This window comes from Bacteroides sp. AM16-13 (assembly GCF_003602705.1).
Lineage (GTDB): Bacteria > Bacteroidota > Bacteroidia > Bacteroidales > Bacteroidaceae > Bacteroides > Bacteroides xylanisolvens.
Map to the genome: position 1 here is coordinate 76,122 of NZ_QTLK01000005.1, position 23,239 is coordinate 99,360.

Genomic DNA, 23,239 nt, shown 5'->3' on the forward strand with positions numbered 1-23,239 from the left:
TAATTTTAAAAAAGCCACAACTATGTTTAATTCATTTGGCAATATCTTTCGGCTCACAAGTTTCGGTGAGTCTCATGGAAAAGGAGTTGGAGGAGTGATTGACGGATTTCCGGCAGGAATTGTCATCGACGAAGAATTTGTACAACAAGAACTTAATCGTCGCCGTCCGGGACAATCCATTCTTACCACTGCACGTAAAGAAGCTGATAAAGTTGAGTTTCTTTCAGGTATTTTTGAGGGGAAATCCACCGGATGCCCTATTGGTTTTATCGTTTGGAATGAAAACCAACACTCCAATGACTACAACAATCTGAAAAATGTATATCGTCCTTCACACGCTGATTACACGTACACAGTGAAGTACGGAATCCGTGACCACCGTGGCGGCGGACGTTCTTCCGCACGCGAAACGATTTCGCGCGTGGTAGCCGGCGCATTGGCTAAGTTAGCACTTCGTCAACTGGGTATCAATATCACTGCCTATACTTCGCAGGTAGGTCCTATCAAATTGGAGGGTACTTACTCGGATTACGATCTTGATTTGATAGAAACAAACGATGTACGTTGTCCGGACCCGGAAAAAGCAAAAGAAATGGCAGACCTTATATATAAGGTGAAAGGAGAAGGCGACACCATCGGTGGCACACTGACCTGCGTCATCAAGGGATGCCCCATCGGACTTGGACAACCTGTTTTCGGCAAACTCCATGCTGCCTTGGGTAACGCCATGTTAAGCATTAACGCTGCCAAAGCATTCGAATACGGCGAAGGATTCAAAGGACTAAAAATGAAAGGTTCCGAACAGAACGATGTTTTCTATAATAACAACGGACGCATCGAGACACATACCAACCACTCCGGAGGTATCCAGGGAGGATTGAGTAATGGTCAGGATATTTATTTCCGTGTAGTATTCAAACCGATTGCAACGTTGCTGATGGAACAGGAAACCGTCAACATTGATGGTATCGACACCACCCTGAAAGCACGCGGACGCCATGACGCTTGTGTACTGCCCCGTGCCGTGCCTATCGTAGAAGCAATGGCCGCCATGACTATACTTGATTATTACTTACTGGATAAAACGACGCAACTGTAATGAACGAAATTCAGAAATACATAATAGCGCACGAGCCAGAAATGATGAATGACCTGTTCAGCCTCATCCGCATCCCCAGTATCAGTGCTCTGCCGGAGCATCACGATGATATGCTGGCTTGTGCGGAACGCTGGGCGCAGTTGTTACTTGAAGCCGGAGCAGATGAAGCATTGGTGATGCCCTCAAAGGGTAATCCGATTGTTTTCGCTCAAAAGATGGTCGATCCGGACGCAAAGACTGTATTGGTTTATGCTCATTACGATGTAATGCCGACCGAACCGCTGGAGCTTTGGAAAAGCCAGCCGTTCGAACCGGAAATACGGGACGGATATATTTGGGCACGTGGAGCAGATGACGACAAAGGACAATCATTCATCCAGGTAAAGGCGTTCGAGTATCTGCTTAAAAACGATTTACTGAAGAATAATGTAAAATTCATCTTCGAAGGTGAAGAAGAAATAGGCTCACCCAGCCTGGAGGCTTTCTGCGAAGAACACAAAGAGTTACTGAAAGCAGATGTCATCCTTGTCTCGGATACGAGTATGCTGGGAGCTGAACTTCCGTCTTTAACAACCGGTCTTCGCGGACTGGCTTATTGGGAAATAGAAGTGACCGGACCGAACCGGGACTTACATTCCGGACATTTCGGCGGTGCGGTGGCTAATCCCATCAACACACTTTGCCAGATTATCAGTAAGGTGACGGATGCCGACGGACGGATTACCGTTCCCGGATTCTATGACGATGTGGAAGAAGTTCCGCAAGCCGAACGGGAAATGATTGCGCATATTCCTTTTGACGAAAAGAAATACAAAGAAGCAATCGGCGTAAAAGAGCTTTTCGGAGAAAAAGGATACAGCACATTGGAACGTAACAGCTGTCGTCCGTCTTTTGACGTATGTGGCATTTGGGGCGGATATACGGGAGAAGGTTCTAAAACCGTACTTCCTTCAAAGGCGTATGCCAAAGTTTCCTGCCGGTTGGTTCCGCATCAGGATCATCATAAGATTTCGCAGATGTTTGCAGAGTATATTTCAAGCATTGCTCCGGAAACTGTTCAGGTGAAAGTGACTCCAATGCATGGAGGACAAGGATACGTATGCCCGATTTCGCTTTCTGCTTATCAGGCTGCCGAAAAAGGCTTTGAAATTGCTTTCGGAAAGAAACCGCTGGCAGTACGCCGTGGTGGTAGTATTCCTATCATTTCTACTTTTGAACAAGTATTGGGAATCAAAACTGTATTGATGGGATTCGGTTTGGAATCAGACGCCATCCATTCACCAAACGAAAACTTTTCACTGGATATTTTCCGTAAAGGGATAGAGGCAGTCATTGAATTTCATCAAGAATACGCCAGACGATAAAGCGGACAGACAAAAAGTCTAATTATAAACGGTATATAAAAAAGAGCGATGGACAAGTGTTTGATTACAAACCTGTCCACCGCTCTTTTTATATATTTACAGATACCAACAAATTACATGACCGGAGTCTGGAAAAGGAAAGTAAACGATTGACTGTCTTTCAAATCCTTCACTGCATCACCTGCATAAATCTCTCCCTTTGTCAGAGACAATTTCTTAATCCCTGCTTTCGGACTAAAATCAATTTTCTTCAGGTCCAGCCAAAACATATTCGGTGTCAAAGTAGATTCGAAATAATACACTTTATTTTTCTGATCGGAAACGGAACGCCAACGGGTAGAAGAAATATAAGGCTTTTCCGGCGTATTAATACCAAATGGCACGGAAACATTACGCATCACACTCAATACACTGGGAACTGCAATTTTTGCATCAGCAGTTTGCGGAATGGCATGAATGTAGAAAGAAGCCCTGACAAAGCGGTCACTCGCACGATTTGTTCCCGGTAGCATCTGTAAGCCACCAATTTCTTTCCAATAATCATTAATAGCCAACTGATAGTCATATCGGGGAGAATTTGTCATCACCCGGTATTCTTTCCCTTCGTGAATACTTAATTTTCCATCCAGATATTCCAATACAGCCGTATTTCCTGTTTCATCGGTTATAGCCAGATGTAAGGTAGATTCCGGTCCCCCATTCGGCATACGGGGAGCATCAATCCGGAAAGTCTCTTTTTTCAGTTCATCCACGGCTTCGCGTACCGTAGCAAAGTTATCGAGTACGTACTGTGTCCAAATGCTGATTCCCATTGCCGGACGGGTATCACCGGGAAGAGAGTAAATAGATTCCGGCAAGAAAAGCAGGCTCGCCACCAATCCTTTCTCATTCATTCCATCGCAAGTACCAATATCATATCCTGTGGCAATTACACTTCCGTATTTGACAGTCCAGTTCACCGTTTTATCCTTGTTATGTCCCGCACGCTGAATACCACGTGGAAACACATAGATATTCGTCATGATATCTTCTTTCCAGTCCATGGTACGCCCCGTTATCACCATCTGGTCAGGACCTATGTACACTGCACGCGTACATGCTTCCACAGGCTGTATACTCCCCCAAGAGACGGTAGCCAACACCAATGCAACTCCTACTAATCCTTTCTTCATATTCTTTCTATTTAAATAATTGATACTCTCATTTATAAATAACAAATATGCCACAATTATTGCTCACAAGAAAGAGGATTTTAATGAAAAAAAGGAATTGATTCAATAAGGAAAGAAGTTCTTGGTTTTCGACGCATGATAGCTATCATCGCAGGAAGCATTTTCTTTCTTATTCATTCTGTTTGTACTTTTCCTCTAATTGTTGTAATGCCTGCTTAAGCTGGATAGCTTTTTCTTGAGATGCGCTTCCCCCCTCCTTTTCGTACCACATTAATTGCTGTTTAATGAGCTTACGAGTAGTTTGCAATGACTGTTGCAATGAATCACGTTGCGCCACCTTATTACTAAATTGCTCCACAATGCCCGATGCCTCATAGATGTGTATAGCACCATCAATGTCACCCTTCTCCACTAATGCCAACGCTTGCCGCTCCATAGCTGATAATTCGTCCTTGTTAATACGCGCAAACTTATCGGCATAGTAATCCAGCAACTTCATACGCTTGTCATACTCCTGATTGAGTTGTGCCATTTCTTGTTCAAAAGCAGTAGCATCTGCTTGCTGCAACTCACGTGTCACACGAAGTTCCTGTAGTTTACGTTCATACTCTCGCTGATAATGACTTTTACCAATGTTATAAAATTTACGTCTACTCTGCTCAATATATCCTTTCGGGCAAAGTACTACTTTATAGAGTATATCTTCGCTTGCCACCCACTGTTCCACCTCTTTGAGATTAACGATTTCCATCCCCTGTTTACTAATGCGAATGTCGAAAAGAAGATCGCCCGGTTCCATTTGAGGTAGTTTCAGTATAAAAGTACCTGCCCCATCGGTGAGAGTAGGCACACTACCCTGCATAACAACCTCTACCCCTTCTACAGGAGTAAAGGCAGAATTCATTTTCACCGCCACGCCCTTGAGCGTAACTTGAGCATGGATACTAAAGCCACATAACCCACAGAAAGCAAACAACAAAAACTTTTTCATGACAACAATTGAATAAGTAGATTAAGTGTGGGTTGATAGTCTTGATTTATATGGTCTTTCATCTGTTTACCATAAAGCAACAAAACAGGAGCATAATATTCTTCACTTCCACGCAGCTTACGAGTTTTGAGATGAGCTACCAGTTCCTTACCCGCCTCGACATCAGTATGTAAAGCGTAAAGTGCCAGCATAAAAGCCTGTTGAATGAATCCCTGACGAGCAGTTTTCATCTGCCGCATGGTTTGTTCTGTTTTATAAAAGTCATTATCTAGTAGTAATGACGACACCCAACCATACATATAAGTATAACATTGCACATTTGAGTTTGCATGATATTCATAAAATGAAGAGATAGCATTTTCGTATGCATCAAGAGTCTTGTGATATTGGTGAGTGAAGTAAGCCAAGTCTCCACATTTATTCAGCAACAGTATTTGCATATAGGCACCTCGAATAGGAGATTCCTCGGTCAAACCATTCACAACATCGGACAGTTTAGAAATTATATCATTAGCCTGTTTATATTGTTTGTCTTGTATAGCATAATAGAGACACAAAAAATAGTAATCAGACATCAACTCATAATAACTAAAGAGGCTATACCTGCGCACATCCTCGACCTCGGCCGCGAAGCGGTCAAAGTAGGATTTCGCCTCCTGTTTGATGTTCATACATAATACTGCCTGTGCCAACGATGAGCGAGCACGTCCGGCTGCAACGTCTTGCGCCGGCATCTGATTCATGAGTTGCGAGATGCGCTTAGCTTCGTCCCATTGCCCCAGCATCATGTGAGCCATCATTTGAACATACTTCAACTGTGCAAAACTGTCGTCATTGGCCTGCCGTTTCTTTAATTCGTTTGCTATAGCCGGAGCACTGGCAATAACTTCCTGCGCCCGATGACACATAAGACTAAGTGACAAACGGTTGAGTTTATTGTAAGCCAACATACGCGTATGTCCGTGCTGAGTAGCGCACTGATCGCTAAGGTTGTAGAAATGAAGAGCTGTATCGACATGACCGATATTAAAAAAGAGTGCCCCCAGCAAAGCATAACAAGCATTGACCTTTGAATAAAAAGTCTTATTATCTTGACACACTTTAAGAGTTTCGAGAATCTCTTTTCCATATTCCAAAATTTCATAACGTCCCAAATTATAAGCAGCATTGAGAGCTGTAAACCATATACTTACAGCATATTGCGGCTCCTCAATCTTCAAATATGGATGGATTTTTTCAATAGCATCATAAGCTTCATTATACTGTTGGGTGTAATAGTAGCACTGATAAAGATTGTAATATAAGTTATAATAGAGTTCACGCTGCATATCTTTCTCCTCGTCAGGAAGGGTATTGAAAATAGCCAATCCCTCTTCATCAACGCTCACCGCCTCAACATACCGGTCTAACTCATAGTAGGCGGCAGCCAACAACTGATAGACAGTGATACGCTCTATCTTATACTGACGGGGATTGTTACGATACAATTTTTCTACAACCTCATCAGCTTTCTGACAAGCAGCCAACATCTCGGCATATTTTTGATTGTAGTGAGCATGATTTACCTTTGACACCCAATAGTCTAGTTGTGTATCGGCTTCCGCACTAGTCATATTGAGTTTGTCGATACCCGCTTGAACTTGTGCCAGTCCTTTCTTGTCGTCAATTATTCTATAGAAAACAGCCATGTCTTGATAACAAACCATGAGTTTCGATTCGTAATCTTGCATCTGCGTAGGTCCCAGAGCTAACAGGATATTCACAGCCTCCTTAAGCATATTAAGTGCCAATTGGCACCCCTTCTTTTTTTCGTTATCTGCACTTTTACGCACTATCTTAAGGAGTAGAACCGAGAAATTGATATTGAGGTTTACGGCAAGTTCTGCTGTAGCCAACATGTTTCTAGGTAGCTTATCAAGCACCTGTATCGCTTTGTTAAAATAAGCAAAGCTCTCGTCCAAACGGTTCACATCATCATAGATAAGCCCCAACTTAGTGTACCAATCCAAGAGATCATAGGGCATTTTGCTATGTGCAACCGCTTTCTTGTAGTAAATCTCGGCATCCGTAAAGTTTCTCTGATGATAAGCGAAGTTCGCATAGTCGGCATTACGATTCATGTGCGTAGGGCTGCTGTCGGCTATCATTTTAAACAACTTTCCCGCCTTTTGATAACTCTCCTCACCACCTTGCAGTACCAATGTTTGCGCAAATCGTTCTAAGGTGGGTATCATGTCTTCAATATCTTCATCCCACTGTTTCTTTAGGCTAAGGTCATGCGCCAACTTCTTTTCCAATTGTAATCCTTCGTACAGGCCGATAGCCTCATCGAGTTTTCCCTGTGTCACTAGCTGCTGTGCCTGTTTCTCTATAGGCTCCAAATAATCTGTATTAATAGCTACTAACAAGGGAACATAACAATCCAACATTTCTTGCGCATTGTTCAGGGCTGCTTGTATCTCTTTCCGACGCTGCATATAACGGTCGCTACTCACTTTACCTTCCTCTTTGAGTTGTTTAAGCTGCGCCATGGCACTAGTGTACTTAGCCTTCGCATTGGTTTTACCTATTTGGTAGAATTGCTCTACTCTAGCTGTATACTCCTCTTTAGCACACATATCCACCCGATAGTTTTTAGTAGGTGCATATACCCATTGGTTCACCATGTGTTGATTGACCACCACCCAGTCACGATAGGCTATCTGTTGTATAAGCAGCCGTTGCCCCTCTATATGATTGGGTAGTTGTACCTCAAAACACCCCCGTGCATCACTGGTAGTGGGTGTAGCCCCCTCTATCACTATATTCACTTGCGGCAAGGCTTTTTTGCCCGAATTTTGTATTACTACAGTACCGCGTTGACTCTGTGCACGTACAACCAAAAGAGTAGCTACACAGAGCACAACTGTAAGCAGGATTTTTTTCATGAGTACACTATTGTTTGAAGGTTATACTATTTTTTGCGCAAGGCTATGCGCATCTGCTCGGTAGGCGACGGAGCTACCCCATTGTAATCCCAGATTTCGAAGCCTTCTTTCATCACTGTGAGACGATAACTAATGGCTTGCTGCGATAATGGCACCTCTATCAGGAAGGAGCCATCGGCTCCGGTCTGTGCAGAGTAGTCCAGTACCTGAACATGAGCATCGGCTACGGGTCTCCTCTCTTCATCAGTCACTATCCCTTTCAGCACGCCAGCATCATTATTACGACAGATGTTCAGAGAGCAAACATGGGTGTAACTTAGTGTAGTATCTACAGCCATATAGCCCTTAGCTTTGAAACTTAGCGTGAAGTCGTCGAGCCAAGCATGTTTGCGGTTGATGCCTTCAAATTCCACCACCTCTTGCAACGTAGCCAGTTCACGGGTTTCCACTACATCGGCATACTTCAGCGTAAGCGTAGCTCCCCGGAAAGGCAGTGTGGTAGCTATATTCTCCTTTAGTTCGACCCTAAACGTCACAGGTTGCCACAACTGATAGGCCAGCAAGAAGAGAGCCACTATCACCACAGGCAGCAAACAAAGCAGTACAAAACGTCTCACGCGTGGCAAGTCTACAGGATCGGGACGTATGAAACCTTCGTTTTCCAGTTGCGTTAACTGATAGTCAAAGTGATGAAACAATTCATTGTAGTCGGCATAAGTATCACAGAAGTGTCCATATTCTTGCTCACTATATTGCTTTAGTTTCTCTAGTAGTGCCGTACCATGCTCATCGCGTTTAGCATAAATGTAAATTTTGGGACGTTTACCACCACTCGCCTTCACTTGTTCAAAAGCTACTTGCAGTTCGCGTAGCGTATATTGCCCCAAACGAGTGTGGAAAAGAAAAATCACAATATCACATTGGCGAATGTAATCATCATACCTATTCTGCAAATGCTCCTCGGAAAGGTAGCTGGGAAAATCACGCCAGGTACGCTGTTCGAAGCAAATGGCACGTTTCCTATATCCCTTATTTTTCTGTGAAAAGTAGAGGTCCATCTGCAATTTATCTTCATCGAGTTCTGCCGATGAAGCAATAAAGACTTTCACGTTTTTCATGTATTAAAATGTTGTGTCGTTATATACAAATACTAAATGGTCTATTGATCAGCCAATCTATAAAGCTCATATCCTCCCAATGCCAGTATGTAGGGCAGATTATAAATAACATCAGCATCCTTCTCTACCTCTTCGGGATGCTTTTGTAGTAGTTCGTAGAAAGGCATAATAAGAGGATGTTGCAAAAATACCTTATCCTTCACCTTAGCACGTTTCCAACCGGCCACCGTACGCTCGGCATTCCATCGGTACTTCTCCATGCGTACTAACAGATATAAAACTTGAGCTGGCAGATCTTCATTGAACATAGATTCGGATATGTGTGCCGGTGAGTGGTCACTCCGTCTGATGCCGTAGCCCAGTGTGCGACAAAATACACTATAGGCATCCAGCTGATAGCGATTAGCCCAACGTAGTGGTTCGCTTAGTTTATTCCACAAATACTGCGCCTGGTGGTTCATCAAAATAAAGTCGGCAGAGTGGTTACCATAGGATTCATACATCTTCTTCAATACCTCTTTTTGTTTGAGGCTTTCATCAACATAACAACAATCGTATAAGTAATTCACATACAAAGCCAGTTTATCTTGCAAGATGTTTTTCTTTATTCCCCTGTCTACCATACCAAACACCTTGACATAGCGATAGCGTCCCTTCTCGTCGTCCACCATCGACGACAAATCATTATTAAACTCCTGACGGATCAGCACACGACACTGATACTGATAAACTTCATGTGGTAAGTTGAGTCCTAATGAAAGACTCAAATCAGGATCATGCACACAAATGGCCACTGTAAGCATACAATGCTTATTTTGTGCCCATTGTTGCAGACGGGTACGCATAGCAGTACTGCAAATATCGTCATGGCAATATTCCACCTCAATATCATCTATTTGACTCTCTATATAGGGGAATTGAGCTTTGAAGTAGTCTTTCTGTGCCTCCATCTCGCGATCCACTAAAGTGATACGAGTACGTATACGTTCATCCGCAGGCAGGCGGTCATCATAATTGGCATAATGGCAGATACGCAATGCTTCGAGTAGCAGCGAGCGTCCCACTCGATTGAATCCCACGATAACCAGATGCACATAGTCTTGACTGGTAGCGCTCCAACTTCCATCAGGTTGTTGTGTAATGCTTATGGGGCGGTAATCCAGCGGATCATAACGCCTTTCACAATCAGCTCCATAAAGGCTCCATAGCTGCCGGGCCAAGTTTTCATGGAGATTAAAGGGCCGAAAGAAAATATTAGGCTTGCCTTCTATACAAAAGACTTCGGGCGGCAGATTCATTTTCTGTATGTTAGAATACGAAGGGATGCTATCAAACTGTACATACACAGGCATCATCTTACCATCAGAACATTTACCACGCAGAGTACTTACCAAGTGCATAATAGCTATATTTTTAGCATCGCGCCCGTAACGTTCTTCATCACCCAGCACATATACTTCAATAGCACTCTCTATGTTCAACCGCTGAAGTTCTTCGATCGACTCAATGTTGCCAAAGTAAACAAGCACTTGTCGCTCAACTTCAACAGGCAGGGCCGACTGTATACGATGCCGCACCGTTGCCGACTCCATACCGCTCATCAGCAAAATACGTGCCGAAGGACATTCGTCATACAGTTCACGTATCATATTGATAGACAATTCGTTGAATCCGATCAGTACATAATGATTTTTTATATTACGGTAGGTCATTCGCCCCGCGTATACCACTCCCACACGCCGCTCTATAATATTAGAGATAGTAGAGATGAGCACACCGCCCAGTAAAACGGATCCCGAAATGCTGATAAGCCCCACTAATATCCTGTTAGGCCAGGCAGTCTCTTCTATTTGGTTACCGGGATCGACAAAGTTGTTGTACACTGCCCAGAGCCTTTCTCCCCATTCCTCGTGTCCATGCAATTGGATGGAAAAGAGCATCGCGATAATAAAAAAGATAGCCAGCGCCGTAGCAATGGTAACGAGTAGCAAGGTGAGCTGTGACTTGATACCGCCCGAAATGGTGCGATCTATATACTCTTGCGAGAATATCTTCTTGTAGTAGTTTGCAAAACGGTTCATAGTAGTCCATATAGATTTATGTACAAATATAATGTATTTTTCTATAAATCAAGTAGTTTTCCACTAAACTATTTCAGCCATACACTTTACCTCGTTACTGTGCAGAAAATTAGAAATTCTTCCGGAAAGTACATCCATTTCTCCATTCCGAACACCCGTAAGCAGTCTTCCCTTTAATGATGGTTCCTTTACCACAAAGTGGACAGGGTTGACCTACAAACGCATCTACCTCACCTGCTGCAGAAGGAGTTGAAGCTGCCATGGCCACCGGAGCAGGAGAACCGGGCGAATCAGTCTTCACTTCATTCGTCGTTTTTTCCGCTTTTGGTTTCTTTTCTTTCGGTGTACTCGGTTTTCGTTCACGCTTTTTAGGTTCTTTCTTCTCTTTCTCTTCGGCTTTTGCAGCAACTGCGTCCTGAATAGTTATGCGTCGATTCGTATTATCAGAAAGTACACTCATTACGATCTCTGAAACCATCTGCTTTAGTTCTTCGAGGAACTGGCGGGCATCGTATGTTTTCTTTTCAATCTCACGCAACTTCTTTTCCCAAATACCTGTCAATTCTGCCGATTTCAATAATTCTTCGTGAATAAGCTGCACCAACTCCACTCCTGTCGGGGTGGCAATCAGGTTCTTTCTTTCCTTACGGATATAATTTCGCTTGAACAACGTCTCAATGATTGCAGCACGGGTAGACGGACGACCGATACCATTCTCTTTCAAAGCATCGCGAAGTTCATCATTGTCCACCAGTTTTCCGGCTGTTTCCATTGCACGAAGCAAGGTTGCTTCAGTATAAGGTCTGGGCGGCTGTGTCCATTTTTCATTCAGGTCCGGAATATGAGGACCACTTTCACCCTTCACAAAAGCAGGAAGTACATTTTCATCCTCTTCCTCTTTTTCTTCAGTAGGGTCTTTTACTTCCTTGGCAAACACGACACGCCATCCCGGTTCCAGAATTTGTTTTCCGGTTACCCGAAACTCTATCTTATCCACTTCTCCCATTACGGTGGTAGTAGAAATTTTACAGTCCGGATAGAACACGGCTATAAAACGACGGGCTATCAAGTCGTAGACACGACGTTCCATATCCGTCAAGTTTTGAGCATAGACTCCGGTTGGGATAATGGCATGGTGATCCGTCACTTTCGAGTTGTCAAATACCTTTTTTGATTTAAGAAGTGTAGTGCCAGCTAACGGAGCTGTCAAGACTTCGTAATCACGGAGTCCTTTCAGGATAGCAGGACATTTCGGATAAATATCATCGCTCAAGAAAGTGGTATCCACACGCGGATAGGTAGCCACTTTCTTCTCATAAAGAGACTGGATCAGTTTCAGTGTTTCATCGGCTGAATAAGCGAATTTCTTGTTACATTCTACCTGAAGGGAAGTCAAATCGAACAAACGTGGAGCGTATTCCTTCCCGTCTTTCTTGCCGACATTGGTGACTACAAAAGGTAGGTCTTTAATACGTTCTACCAATGCTTCGCCTTCTTCCCGGTTGGCAATAGGGTCGATGCCCGGGTTATCTATTTTCTTTTTTCCGCCGTTCTTTTCCTCTTCCGCGGCAATTTCTTCATCACTTTTGCGAATGAGTGCAGAGAAAGTAGTATTACGATAGTTTGTTTTCAGTTCCCAATATTGTTTAGGTTCAAAATTGGCTATCTCCAATTGACGGTTGACAATCAATGCCAGCGTCGGTGTCTGTACACGACCGATAGAGAGCACCTGTTTGTTTTGACCGTATTTAAGGGTATAAAGACGGGTAGCGTTCATTCCCAACAGCCAATCACCCATCGCACGGGAAAGACCGGCTTCGTAAAGTGATTGAAATTCAGCTTGGTCTTTCAGTTTCGAGAATCCTTCACGAATAGCTTCTTCCGTCAACGAAGAAATCCACAGGCGCTTCACCGGACAGCGTGCGCCAGCTTTTTGCATCACCCAGCGCTGAATCAATTCTCCCTCCTGCCCGGCATCACCGCAATTGATGATTTCATCCGCATTCTGCATCAGCCACTCTATCACATGAAACTGCTTCTCAATACCCGGATCATGCCCAATCAGCTTGATACCGAAACGTGGCGGAATCATCGGCAGACTGCTCAAGCTCCATGATTTCCAGTTAGGGGTGTATTCATGTGGCTCCTTCAGGGTACAAAGATGCCCGAATGTCCAGGTCACCTGGTATCCGTTTCCTTCTATATATCCTTCTTTTCTGGTATGAGCGCCGAGTACTTCGGCTATATCACGTGCTACAGACGGCTTTTCGGCTATGCAAACTATCATTTTTTCTCTTCTTGTTTTTAAACTATCAATTTGCAAAGTTACACGAATATTTGTCTAAAAGAACAATATCCCACAAAATATGTTACCTTTGCAAGAGTAGAATTCTTATAACAAAGAACAAGTATGATTGATTTAAACCGCAAATTGCCCATCGGAATACAAACTTTCGAGAAAATCCGCAAAGGAAATTATCTGTATGTAGATAAAACCGCCCTTGTCGGAAAAATGGTGTCCACAAGCATCCCCTATTTCCTTAGCCGTCCCCGACGTTTCGGAAAAAGCCTGCTGATTTCCACTTTCGAGGCTTACTTTCTGGGACGCAAGGACTTATTCGAAGGACTAGCCATCTCACAAATGGAAGTTGACTGGCAAGTCTATCCGGTTTTTCATATTGACTTGAATGCACGCAAGTATGATTCTCCGGCAGATCTGATAGCGATGCTCAACCAACATCTGGAAAAATGGGAAGCAATCTACGGAACCGAAAAGCAAGATCGACAACCGGAAGAACGATTCGCCTATATTATAGAACGCGCATGTGTGCAAACCGGAAAGCAAGTAGTCGTATTAGTAGACGAATATGACAAACCTCTTTTGCAAGCTCTGGATAATCTGCCCTTGTTTGAAGAATACCGCAAAATGCTAAAAGCATTCTATGGAGTATTGAAAAGTGCTGACCGCTATCTGCGTTTCGTATTTCTGACAGGTGTTACCAAATTCTCACAAGTCAGTGTATTCAGTGATTTGAATCAACTGAATGATATCAGCATGAAACCGCCTTATGCCACCATTTGCGGCATCACCAAGCAGGAACTGATAGATACATTCACTCCGGAATTGGATAAGCTGGCCTCATACAACCGGATGACACCAGAAGATACAATCCATAAGATGACCTCACTTTACGACGGGTATCATTTCTGTGAATATGCAGAAGGCATGTTCAATCCGTTCAGTGTATTAAATGTGTTCGATGGATATAAATTTGAGAATTACTGGTTTCAGACAGGCACTCCTACTTTCCTTGTCAAGATGCTGATGGATAGCAACTATGACCTGCGAACGCTCATTGACGGAGTGGAAGCAAACGCAGCGTCATTCAACGAGTACCGGGCAGAAAGCAGGAATCCTATTCCGCTGATTTATCAAAGCGGGTATCTGACGATTAAAGAATACGACCCTCGTTTCAAGACTTATCAACTTGCTTTTCCCAATGATGAAGTGAGATATGGCTTTATGAATTTCCTTCTGCCATTCTACTCTAATATTCCCGATAATGAGCAAGATTTCTATATTGGCAAATTTGTCCATGAGTTGGAAAGTGGCAATATCAATGCTTTTCTAACCCGCCTTCAAGCCTTCTTTGCCGATATACCTTACGAACTGAATGACCAGACAGAGCGGCATTACCAGACTGTTTTCTATCTGATATTCAAACTCATGGGACAGTTCACACAAGCAGAAGTACGCAGTGCAAAAGGACGGGCTGATGCAGTTGTCAAAACACCGAAGTATATTTATGTATTCGAATTCAAACTAAATGGCACAGCCGAGCAAGCATTACAGCAAATCGAAGATAAAGGATATCTTATCCCTTATCAGGCAGATGAACGGGAAGTCAAAAAGGTTGGAATAGAATTCAGTACTGACACACGAAATGTCAGTCGATGGCTACCCGAGGAATAAGAGAGTATAATTACTTCTTCCTCATATTTATCTACAAATGATTCATATTAAACCTCCCAACACTTCCACCCTTTGTTGGCACAGATATACACAATGTACGAACGAACATGGTAATTGGGGAATTTTCTTTTTGTATCTGCGGCATAACCTTTCACTTGCTCTACGTGTTCTACCAGCGGTTCGGTGAGCGCAAGCATACGGTCGGCATCTTTGGAACGATAGTATTTAAATTCCACCACGCGATCGTCCGTGTAATAATCCGTGCCGGGGATGCCGATCATTTCAAAATCCGAACGACCGACGGAGTTATTTTGTTCGATGGCAAAAGTGTAACAATGGCTCAAATAGCGGGAGACAAGCTCGTAGAAAGAACAACGGATAAAGTTCTCGTTGATCTTATCGAAAACCTGTGCGGGGAATTGTCCCAGATATTGCTCGAAATAGTTCTGCACAAGGGGTTCAAAACTACGATTGGAATCATAAAGTTCATAAACCGGGACGTAACGACTGGCGTTACCTTCGATCTTGTTCAGTTGGTTGTAATAATCCATGTAGATGCTGCGCATGGTCATGTTGGGGAGCACCATGCGGTATGCACTCTTCAGGGTAGTCATACCTAAGTAGAACAGGCTGACGGGATAGAATTCTTTCTCAAAAAATTTCTTCTTGTTGAATTTGCCGGACAGATCTCTGACGTTGTATGACAATTCACCGCCTATCACCAGGGCATCGAGCATCTCTTTGGCGTTGTTCTGCGAAAGAGTCAGGCGGCGAATCCAGTTGATGTCCGTACGCAGGTTCTCATCGATCAGTTCGGAGGGAATACTTCCGGCATTAGCGGCAAATTTCTTAAAAAAATAAGTTAAGATAGTGGAGTTAAAAAGACGTTCACCGACAGGGCTAAAACGATAACCGTCGTAGTTGTTCACAATAAGCTGCCAGATTTCCTCGAAGCGTTCTTCGCTTGCACCGGGAGCATATTTATCAAGTACATAGCGCAAGTATGTTTTCGTTTCTTCATAGGTGAAGCCGAGCATATTCAAAAAAACGGGTTTGAATGTGAGGATTTCCGCAATGTTGTACCCGCTGGTCAGGTCGTCCATGATGACAGGCAATACGCCTGTGCAGAAACAAGTGCGAATCGTGCCTTCGCCGATACCCGCTTTGATAACTTTAAAAAAGGTGAGAAGAAAACTATCACTAGTGGTTACTTCCTCATAAAGTGAGTCATTATAGGAAGTAAGCAGTTGATTGGTGAAGTTATCGTATTCGTCAATCAATATATATGCTTTAGGCAATCCATGTGAGCTGATATAACCCAAAAGTTCCTCCAACATCTGCACAGCATTTCCTCGAGTTGTAAACTGAAAATCACCAAACAGGTCTCGGTTATGTTCTACCGTAACTTCCACGGGTCCACAATTCAGGTCATTGAAGTTCTGTACCACCCCTTCCATATCATCCGCCATCACCATAGCCGAGAAGTCATAACGAATCACCAAATATTGATTATGTTCTTCCGTAGGATGTTCGCCAATCCAGGTGCCGCCAAAAAGTTCTTCAAAACGATTCGCTTTCGTACGGTCGTAGTAGTGGGCCAACATGGAGATGAGCAGACTTTTCCCGAAACGACGGGGACGGAGAAAGATGGGAGCATTATAGTCTTCAAGCCCCGGAATGTAATTTGTCTTATCAACATAATAAAAGCCACGTTCACGCATTTCTGCGAAGTCGGCCACTGCGTATGGAATCGTTATTCTTGCCATAATCGTTGATCTTTTCTTTCGGTAAAGACAAAAGTACTAATAAATTAGTACCATAAAAAAGATAATGCGAAAAAGATAAATAAATACCAAGCTCAATTATGGCTATATACATAAGTCTTTGATGAAAAAGAGGGCAAAACAGAGAAAAAGATCAAAGTTATGCATTTAGCATGTATAGCCCTATACACGAAGGCTGCACAACTCTATACATGATGCGTGTATAGAGCTATGCAGCCTCTCTGCATAAACCTGGCGGGACATTGCTCCGCCAGGCCAAGAGAACATTTATGCCGCAGGATCGGGAGCCTCTCCTCCACCGCCTTCGCTACCACCGGAACCGGAGCCGCCTCCTGCATCGGGTTTCGTGCCGACGTAGAAAGTAGCGATAGCGGTTCGGGGTGTCTTCAGGAGCGTGCTTCCTGCATACTGTGTAGTGACGGTGAGGGTATATTCGCCATCGGCCAGACCGGCAGGAACAATGAATGTGAGTTGTGACGGGTTGTTGACGGCCAACATATTGAGGTCGACAGGTGTGGTTTGTTCTTTGCTGTCGGTGATAGTGATGCCGACGGAAGAATCCGTACCTGCAATTTTCAACATACGGCCATTGACTGTGAACGGACGGCCTGCAGTGGCGGTGGCAGGTGAGAATCCGGCAACGTACATCACGCTTTGGCGTTCGCCCAAAATACTGATAGAGGTTTGGGCGATAGCTTCACGCAGTTCTTTGTCTTGGGTGAAGGAGACGTAGACGGAGTTCTTCTCGGGATTCCATTTTCCGCCATCGATAACACCGCGGAGTTGCGCTACGGCGTGGTAAAGACCGGTGTTGACACTATATCCGCTAAGGATGAGATCGCTCACAACACGGTTGTAGAGCTTCACGACGTGCTCGATGGTTTCGGGACGGAGCCCGGTGTCTTCCTTGTGCATCTCATCGAGTATGTCCTGCAACGAGAGATTACCGGACGATTCGAGCTGACCGATCTTATCGTCTTTGTTGTCGACGGTTACAGTGTTGTCGACTAACCAGATTTTCAATACATTCTTCATTATTCAATTTATTAGTAAAAAAGTTATTTTGTTGTATTCAACTATAAATTACAGACATATTCGCCATCAGCCAGTCCGAGATGACTGAGAACTGTTTGATTACGAATTCTGATATACTACTTTATTATCAAAAGAATAAATAATAGCCACCAGAAAAGGTTTATGGATTCTCAATATGGAGAATTAGCATCTTAAGCTGTTACCAGTCTTTACGGAAATAAGTATTATCAGCATCATTTCCAACTGCACCAGCCTCGTGAGGATTTTTAAGTACTTGAGTTTCAAAATTAGGATCATATAAAAATTGCATATCTTCCATTGGAGCTCTTATAAGATCCTCCATTCCTCTTATATTATCACGTAAATCATAAGCAATATACCCTTTTTTGCTCTCATTAAAAACTATAAGTCCTGGAAAACTACCGGTACCCTCCATATCTAGTAAAAAGTTGAGATAAGCTTCATCTTCACCATAGATATCTGTAAGTTTCTGAGTGAAATTTTGAGTAAAACACACAAAACGATTCTTTTCTAGCCCGGCAAATGGTTGTCGTCCACAAATCATCCATTCAGTTTCAGGCACTTCAAAATCAGTCCAAAAAGGAATAGAATATTGATTTATATATCCATTGTAAGCATAATCAATGTATTTGCCAACTTCTATACCACCACATTTTTCTTTGTCAAAAAAGGTTGCTGTCGCTTCCCCCTTATCAGCAACCGTTAACATAGTTTCCTTTGATAATGCCCCACGCAAAGCTTTTATTAATTTTGGGTAGGCACTAGCGTTCTTTATTCCATCTGCTCCATATTCATCACTATCGTCCCAAAGATCGATGCCATCCAATCCATACAATTCCACTGCGATCTTCACTTGTGCTACCAAATTATCAATCTCACCATCTGTCAGATGACAAAAGCCTATATCTGAACTATTTTTCACCGTCAGACAAACTTTCATGCCCATTAACTGCAAGGGACGGATATACTTATCTGCATTTTTCAGCACATGACTTATGTCTGCATTCAATTTCAGTTCACCTCCTGCACCAACAGTAGCTCTTAGCAGATTTACAACATCAAAAAGTTGAGATAGTTTAGTATAATCGCCATCCATAGAATTTTCTTGCAACCAATACACAGAACTTACCAAAGGACTCATCTTTTCAGTATCAACATATCCTATACAAGTATATCCTTTCCTGGATGAAGTCAAACGATGCTTTCCATTTGTCCAGTTGATACGATAAAGCAATGTTTGATATTTACCATCTTCCTTTATTTTAAGAGGAAGTAAATACTGAGAAGCTCCTAAATTAAAATTTTCTGGAACCGGTAACATCCATCCCTTAAGAATTAAAGTCATCTTACCCGATTGCATAGCTCCGGCAGCAATTGTCAGACTACCACCATTGCCCAATTCATAAGCATTATCCGGTAACAATGTGTAATTCGAGTTGGTATATGCTAATTGGAAAGCTTCCACATCGAAATCTTTATCTACCACCACTGTCAAATTCTTCGTTCCCGTAGCGGCTTCTTTCAGTACAACAGACACTTGGTCTGTTACGACCTCATTCTCTTTATCAGTAACTATAAGGAACACCTGTTGATTATCTGTCTGCAACTCGCTGCACAGTCTTGGTGAATCACCTATAACCACTTCGGTCGGTTTATCATGCGAAACATCAGGATTGATTACAGCTGCTTCTTCCTCACAAGAAGAAACGCATAAAGACAGCAACCCCCAAAGCCAGATATATTTTAATATTCGTTTCATATCGTCATTCGTTTTTAGTTTATAACCACTTTGACTTATTTATTCATTATAGGCACTTCCACACCACTGGGCCATAACTCTGCTTCCGTTTTCGGACGTGGCTGTGTATAGGTTCCATCCGTAAAGTATGGAATCATCTTCGCATCATTATGGTGTCCGGTCCGATCTATAATAGAATTCCCTGTACCTTCGTCAAATTTCCAGTAAGCCTGTAAATCAGATTCGGCTGCCGGGTCATCGATATTATACATATTCTCATAGATTTGCTGTTCGGTACGTGCCACGCTCCATATACGGGCTTCACAAATATCACCGTTTAACTGACGGCTAATGTCGTTAGATTGTCCGTACGAGCGTCCGAAATAGAAATTAAAGTCACCGCCATTGCCTGTGTCATCATCCGCCAGTTTATCCCCCAAACTAATGGTTGTTACATCGCTCTTGCCGTGTCCTTCTTCCCTGCTTTGCAATTTTCCATTCACATAGAAAGCAATCACCTGCGTATTCAAATCCCACGTCAATGCGATGTGATACCACTCTCCCGCTTGAAGTTGGAGTTTTTTGTCGGCAGTAGGAAATTTACCCACAGGGGTCTGAACCTGCAACTGCTGACGGGGGAAGCTCGTATCTCCCAAACGCACACACAAATACTGCTCGATACCCATTATGGAGGAAATATCTGTTTCATCATCAAACTGGTTAATCCGTATGATTGCTTCCATTGTAATAGCTGTCAGATTATTCACTACATCTGCGGTAGGGCTTCCCTTGTCGAATCCCGGAACGGCAACATACACGTTCTTCAGGTTCATTGCCGTAGTGATGGCACTGGAACGACGCACGAGGTAATACATTGTGCGTGAACCGTTCATGATGCCTACTCCTTCGGCTCCTCCTATAGAAAGAGGACAAAGATAGGTAGCATCAATCTCCAATTCATCAAGTTTCAGAAACTTGATGCGTACTTCTTCGGAGGTAGTCTTCCCTGCCGGAATAGTCACCGCGTCTGTCGACAGCTGGTAATATGCTTCGGGAAGTGCTTCATAGTGAGTATCATTCTTTGCATTATAGGTGCTAATCATTGAAGGGTCTACCTTTAGACTGACCTTCACGTCATTCCCCGACGGATAAGTCAAGTTCACGTTAAAGACTTTCGTTTGGCTTGTCACCTTACGGTTAAAAGTGAAAGCCTCCGTATTTTTACTGGCAGCCACATTCAAGTATGCCGAATTATCGAACGGTGACTTTTCGCTGTAATCCGTATTATCGCAGGCAACCGGCAGAAGTAGCAAAACTGCGGCTGCAAAGCACTGATAAAGTTTATGTATTCTCATAGCTTACATCGTTTAGTGAGCCGAAGCAGGATTCAGGAATTGAATACCTCCACGGGTCTGTTTATAAATAATATCAGTATCGTAGTAATCGGCAGAGATATTGTAAATAGCAATACCTCCCAATGGTGTTTCCATATTGAGAGCACCGTAAGCAGCACCGGCGATGGCATTGCGCGTCACTCCGTTATAGTCGGTCAATGTACCGTCAGGAGTGACAGCCAACAACAGACGGTCCGGAGCGGCCTTGCCATATCCGGTGGCATAAAATACGGAGGTTTCTATATCATATTCATCGGATGCACCGGAAATATCAAGTACGAAATAGTTGAAAAGGCTGCGCTGCGCTTCCGGCAACAAGGAAGGGGTACCTTCAAAAACTAACAGACACGGTGTCTGTCCCAAAGCATCCAGTAGCGACTTTAACGCCGAGACGTCTACCGCAGAGCCTTCCGAACCGAGGGCAAGCCCGTCAAATGTCCCTGTACGCACTGCCTCAACAGCAGAAGTAATAGAGGTATTCAGTTTATCTTTAGCCGTGCAATCTATATAGTAAAGCACTTTCGTACCATAATCCTCACGTACCAACTTCATATCCTCCCGGTCATATTCGGACAGACGGTCGGCATTACGCATCGTCACTATATCGATACTGTCCGGCAACGCACGGAGAAAGTCCTTCTCACCGGTAGATACTTCCGGAGCATTATCCAACCGGGCATAAACGACAGCATGTTTCGTTGCTTTATATGCGCGAAGATTCTGCGTATATGCCGCATATTCTTGCGGATTCTGTTCCTTAAACCCATTCACCTGACTATCGTGTATTTCCATTTCCGTCCAGTCGTCGCAACTGATGGTGGCAACCGACAGGAAAGTAGTCAGTAGGCATAACTTAAAGATTGATTTATATTTCATAATCTCATTGATTTAAAGGTTCGTTCTAGTTTGAAGATTGACTATTCTCAATGGAATGGTCTTTCTTATCCCACCAAAGTTTAGTTCCTGCGGCATCGGGACCATTCAGCATTTCTACAGCTTGATCGATGTATTTCGGATTTCCCGTATATTCATCTGCAGGGAAAGGCAGACGACGGGGACCGATTGTTACATTCACACTATTATTGGGGTCTTTATTCTCCACGGCAGGCAACAACTTCGGGTAGCCCGTACGACGATGTTCCGCCCATGCTTCCAGCCCCAGCGGGAATATTGCAATCCATTTTTGAGTAATGATACGCTCCAGGTTCCGTTCGAAATACTCCGCTCCAGGTTCCCAGGCAATCGTAATGGTACTTACCGCCGGATGGCTATACTTAATATCAGCCCCGTCCATCGGGTTCACATAGTCTATAGGCTTTTTCGTCGCATCCTTCACATATTGGTCCGCTCCGGTGGCTCCGCCACGCTCTTCGAATGAAAGGGCAATAGCCTTTTCATACAATGCCTGCGCATCGCCTCCCATATTCCAACCACGCAACGCGCCCTCGGCACGAAGGAAAGTCACCTCCGCCGCATTCATCCAGAGATAAGGATCGGTGCTGGAAATCACCTGCTTTGAGTAAAGGTTAATCATGTCGTCTTTCTTCTGGGTAAATATGCCGATACGTACACCGTAATAATCGTATACATCGACTTTCTCGCCATCCTGATCGACTGTCTGCACACCTTTGACAAACATCTTATCCAAACGCGGATCTTCATAACCTTTCATAATAGAAACTAAATCGGCACTGATACGGTAGTCATTCCAGTTATTAAATAGCAACTCCGAACGGTTCTCCGCCACATGAAGCATGGCGTTGTCCTCATTCGATTCAATCACTCCCGCTTCCACAGCCTTCTGCGCAATACGTTGCGCCTCGGTAGGATTGACATAGCTCATACGCATGGCAATGCGAAGTTGCATGGAATGTACAAACTTACGCCATTTGGAAATATTTCCGTAATACAAGTCTTCCAGTTTGCGGAAAGCCTCGGACGACAGGTCTTTGTTTTCCTCCAACACTTTATCCGCTTCTTCCAGTTCTTTCAGCATCTGTGTATATACCTGCTCCTGCGAATCGTAAGGGACAGCCAGGTCTTCACCCGAATTATCATTATCCATCATCTTCGAATAAGGAATCGGACCATAAATGTCCGTCACACGATGCATGATACACACCCGGAGAATTTTACCAAAAGCTAAAGCCACAGGGTCATCCGTCTTGTTCATCATATCGCGGTACTGCGGGTACATGTCTTTAATCGGATCGGCAAACGGGGATTTGAGCCATCCCTGTTCGGGATTGAAAGTAGAGAATTTCATCACCCAAGTGTCTACAATTCCTTCCAGATAACCACCGTATGCTCCTCCTGCCATGGCATCCATAAACTGGTAAAGGTGTTCACGTGTAGGAATCACCAATCCCTGCATTCCTTTGAGCGTAGCACCTACAATATGATTCTCACGCTGCATTTCTTCTCCGTCCGCTTCGTACATACTCCGGTTGATGTCGCTGTCGAAACAACCGCCCAACGGAAGCAGAAATAATGAAAGGATCATTATCAGAAGAATGTTATATATTCGTTTCATGTCCATCAT

At 43.6% G+C, this 23,239-nt stretch carries 15 protein-coding genes; 3 read left to right on the top strand and 12 right to left on the bottom strand.

The window, feature by feature from the left end:
* Positions 1–22: 22 nt before the first annotated feature.
* Positions 23–1,099 carry a chorismate synthase gene (gene aroC / locus DW173_RS05165; RefSeq protein WP_008024813.1) on the top strand — a complete coding sequence of 359 codons (1,077 nt, stop codon included), beginning with the start codon at positions 23–25 and terminating at the stop codon, positions 1,097–1,099.
* Complete coding sequence (locus DW173_RS05170; RefSeq protein ID WP_087320529.1) at positions 1,099–2,463, top strand: dipeptidase; 1,365 nt, start codon at positions 1,099–1,101, stop codon at positions 2,461–2,463. The genes aroC and DW173_RS05170 overlap by 1 nt, the downstream gene beginning before the upstream one ends.
* A 113-nt stretch (positions 2,464–2,576) precedes the next feature.
* Here DW173_RS05170 and DW173_RS05175 read toward each other — a convergent pair whose 3' ends face one another.
* The 6 genes from DW173_RS05175 to DW173_RS05200 form a co-directional block, all read right to left on the bottom strand.
* Positions 2,577–3,635 carry a linear amide C-N hydrolase gene (locus DW173_RS05175; protein ID WP_120143951.1) on the bottom strand — a complete coding sequence of 353 codons (1,059 nt, stop codon included), beginning with the start codon at positions 3,633–3,635 and terminating at the stop codon, positions 2,577–2,579.
* 169 nt (positions 3,636–3,804) lie between these two features.
* The gene (locus DW173_RS05180; RefSeq protein ID WP_120143953.1) at positions 3,805–4,626 is read right to left on the bottom strand and encodes a hypothetical protein; all 822 of its coding nucleotides are present in this window, start codon (positions 4,624–4,626) and stop codon (positions 3,805–3,807) included.
* Positions 4,623–7,553, bottom strand: a complete 2,931-nt coding sequence (locus tag DW173_RS05185; RefSeq protein ID WP_120143955.1) for a tetratricopeptide repeat protein — start codon at positions 7,551–7,553, stop codon at positions 4,623–4,625. Before DW173_RS05185 ends, DW173_RS05180 begins: the two co-directional genes overlap by 4 nt.
* Before the next feature lie 26 nt (positions 7,554–7,579).
* Positions 7,580–8,671 (bottom strand): carboxypeptidase regulatory-like domain-containing protein, encoded by a 1,092-nt coding sequence (locus tag DW173_RS05190; RefSeq protein WP_117810010.1) that lies wholly within the window; start codon positions 8,669–8,671, stop codon positions 7,580–7,582.
* 41 nt (positions 8,672–8,712) lie between these two features.
* On the bottom strand, positions 8,713–10,752 hold the full coding sequence (locus DW173_RS05195; protein WP_120143956.1) for a hypothetical protein: 2,040 nt from the start codon (positions 10,750–10,752) through the stop codon (positions 8,713–8,715).
* A 109-nt stretch (positions 10,753–10,861) separates the two neighbouring features.
* On the bottom strand, positions 10,862–13,039 hold the full coding sequence (locus tag DW173_RS05200; RefSeq protein ID WP_008024816.1) for a DNA topoisomerase 3: 2,178 nt from the start codon (positions 13,037–13,039) through the stop codon (positions 10,862–10,864).
* Positions 13,040–13,162: 123 nt separating this feature from the next.
* Here DW173_RS05200 and DW173_RS05205 point away from each other — a divergent pair, with 123 nt between their 5' ends.
* On the top strand, positions 13,163–14,725 hold the full coding sequence (locus tag DW173_RS05205) for an ATP-binding protein (RefSeq protein WP_008641128.1): 1,563 nt from the start codon (positions 13,163–13,165) through the stop codon (positions 14,723–14,725).
* Between the two features lie 47 nt (positions 14,726–14,772).
* On the opposite strand, the gene DW173_RS05210 is transcribed toward DW173_RS05205, so the two are convergent.
* The 6 genes from DW173_RS05210 to DW173_RS05235 form a co-directional block, all read right to left on the bottom strand.
* Positions 14,773–16,491 (bottom strand): ATP-binding protein, encoded by a 1,719-nt coding sequence (locus DW173_RS05210; protein ID WP_008015586.1) that lies wholly within the window; start codon positions 16,489–16,491, stop codon positions 14,773–14,775.
* Between the two features lie 285 nt (positions 16,492–16,776).
* Entirely contained in the window at positions 16,777–17,544 is a 768-nt protein-coding gene (locus tag DW173_RS05215; protein WP_117683237.1) for a DNA-binding domain-containing protein, read from the bottom strand.
* A 199-nt stretch (positions 17,545–17,743) separates the two neighbouring features.
* A complete protein-coding gene (locus DW173_RS05220) occupies positions 17,744–19,324 on the bottom strand; it encodes a BT_3987 domain-containing protein (protein ID WP_120143958.1) in 1,581 nt (526 codons plus the stop codon).
* Positions 19,325–19,359: 35 nt separating this feature from the next.
* Positions 19,360–20,658, bottom strand: a complete 1,299-nt coding sequence (locus tag DW173_RS05225; RefSeq protein ID WP_120143959.1) for a DUF1735 and LamG domain-containing protein — start codon at positions 20,656–20,658, stop codon at positions 19,360–19,362.
* 12 nt (positions 20,659–20,670) lie between these two features.
* Positions 20,671–21,573 (bottom strand): glycoside hydrolase family 18, encoded by a 903-nt coding sequence (locus DW173_RS05230; protein WP_008024826.1) that lies wholly within the window; start codon positions 21,571–21,573, stop codon positions 20,671–20,673.
* A 25-nt stretch (positions 21,574–21,598) separates the two neighbouring features.
* On the bottom strand, positions 21,599–23,239 hold the full coding sequence (locus tag DW173_RS05235) for a SusD/RagB family nutrient-binding outer membrane lipoprotein (RefSeq protein ID WP_008024828.1): 1,641 nt from the start codon (positions 23,237–23,239) through the stop codon (positions 21,599–21,601).

Coding starts and splice junctions, on each gene's coding strand:
- aroC (WP_008024813.1), top strand. CDS start 23: ATGTTTAATTCATTTGGCAATATCTTTCGGCTCACAAGTTTCGGTGAG.
- DW173_RS05170 (WP_087320529.1), top strand. CDS start 1,099: ATGAACGAAATTCAGAAATACATAATAGCGCACGAGCCAGAAATGATG.
- DW173_RS05175 (WP_120143951.1), bottom strand. CDS start 3,635: ATGAAGAAAGGATTAGTAGGAGTTGCATTGGTGTTGGCTACCGTCTCT.
- DW173_RS05180 (WP_120143953.1), bottom strand. CDS start 4,626: ATGAAAAAGTTTTTGTTGTTTGCTTTCTGTGGGTTATGTGGCTTTAGT.
- DW173_RS05185 (WP_120143955.1), bottom strand. CDS start 7,553: ATGAAAAAAATCCTGCTTACAGTTGTGCTCTGTGTAGCTACTCTTTTG.
- DW173_RS05190 (WP_117810010.1), bottom strand. CDS start 8,671: ATGAAAAACGTGAAAGTCTTTATTGCTTCATCGGCAGAACTCGATGAA.
- DW173_RS05195 (WP_120143956.1), bottom strand. CDS start 10,752: ATGAACCGTTTTGCAAACTACTACAAGAAGATATTCTCGCAAGAGTAT.
- DW173_RS05200 (WP_008024816.1), bottom strand. CDS start 13,039: ATGATAGTTTGCATAGCCGAAAAGCCGTCTGTAGCACGTGATATAGCC.
- DW173_RS05205 (WP_008641128.1), top strand. CDS start 13,163: ATGATTGATTTAAACCGCAAATTGCCCATCGGAATACAAACTTTCGAG.
- DW173_RS05210 (WP_008015586.1), bottom strand. CDS start 16,491: ATGGCAAGAATAACGATTCCATACGCAGTGGCCGACTTCGCAGAAATG.
- DW173_RS05215 (WP_117683237.1), bottom strand. CDS start 17,544: ATGAAGAATGTATTGAAAATCTGGTTAGTCGACAACACTGTAACCGTC.
- DW173_RS05220 (WP_120143958.1), bottom strand. CDS start 19,324: ATGAAACGAATATTAAAATATATCTGGCTTTGGGGGTTGCTGTCTTTA.
- DW173_RS05225 (WP_120143959.1), bottom strand. CDS start 20,658: ATGAGAATACATAAACTTTATCAGTGCTTTGCAGCCGCAGTTTTGCTA.
- DW173_RS05230 (WP_008024826.1), bottom strand. CDS start 21,573: ATGAAATATAAATCAATCTTTAAGTTATGCCTACTGACTACTTTCCTG.
- DW173_RS05235 (WP_008024828.1), bottom strand. CDS start 23,239: ATGATGGACATGAAACGAATATATAACATTCTTCTGATAATGATCCTT.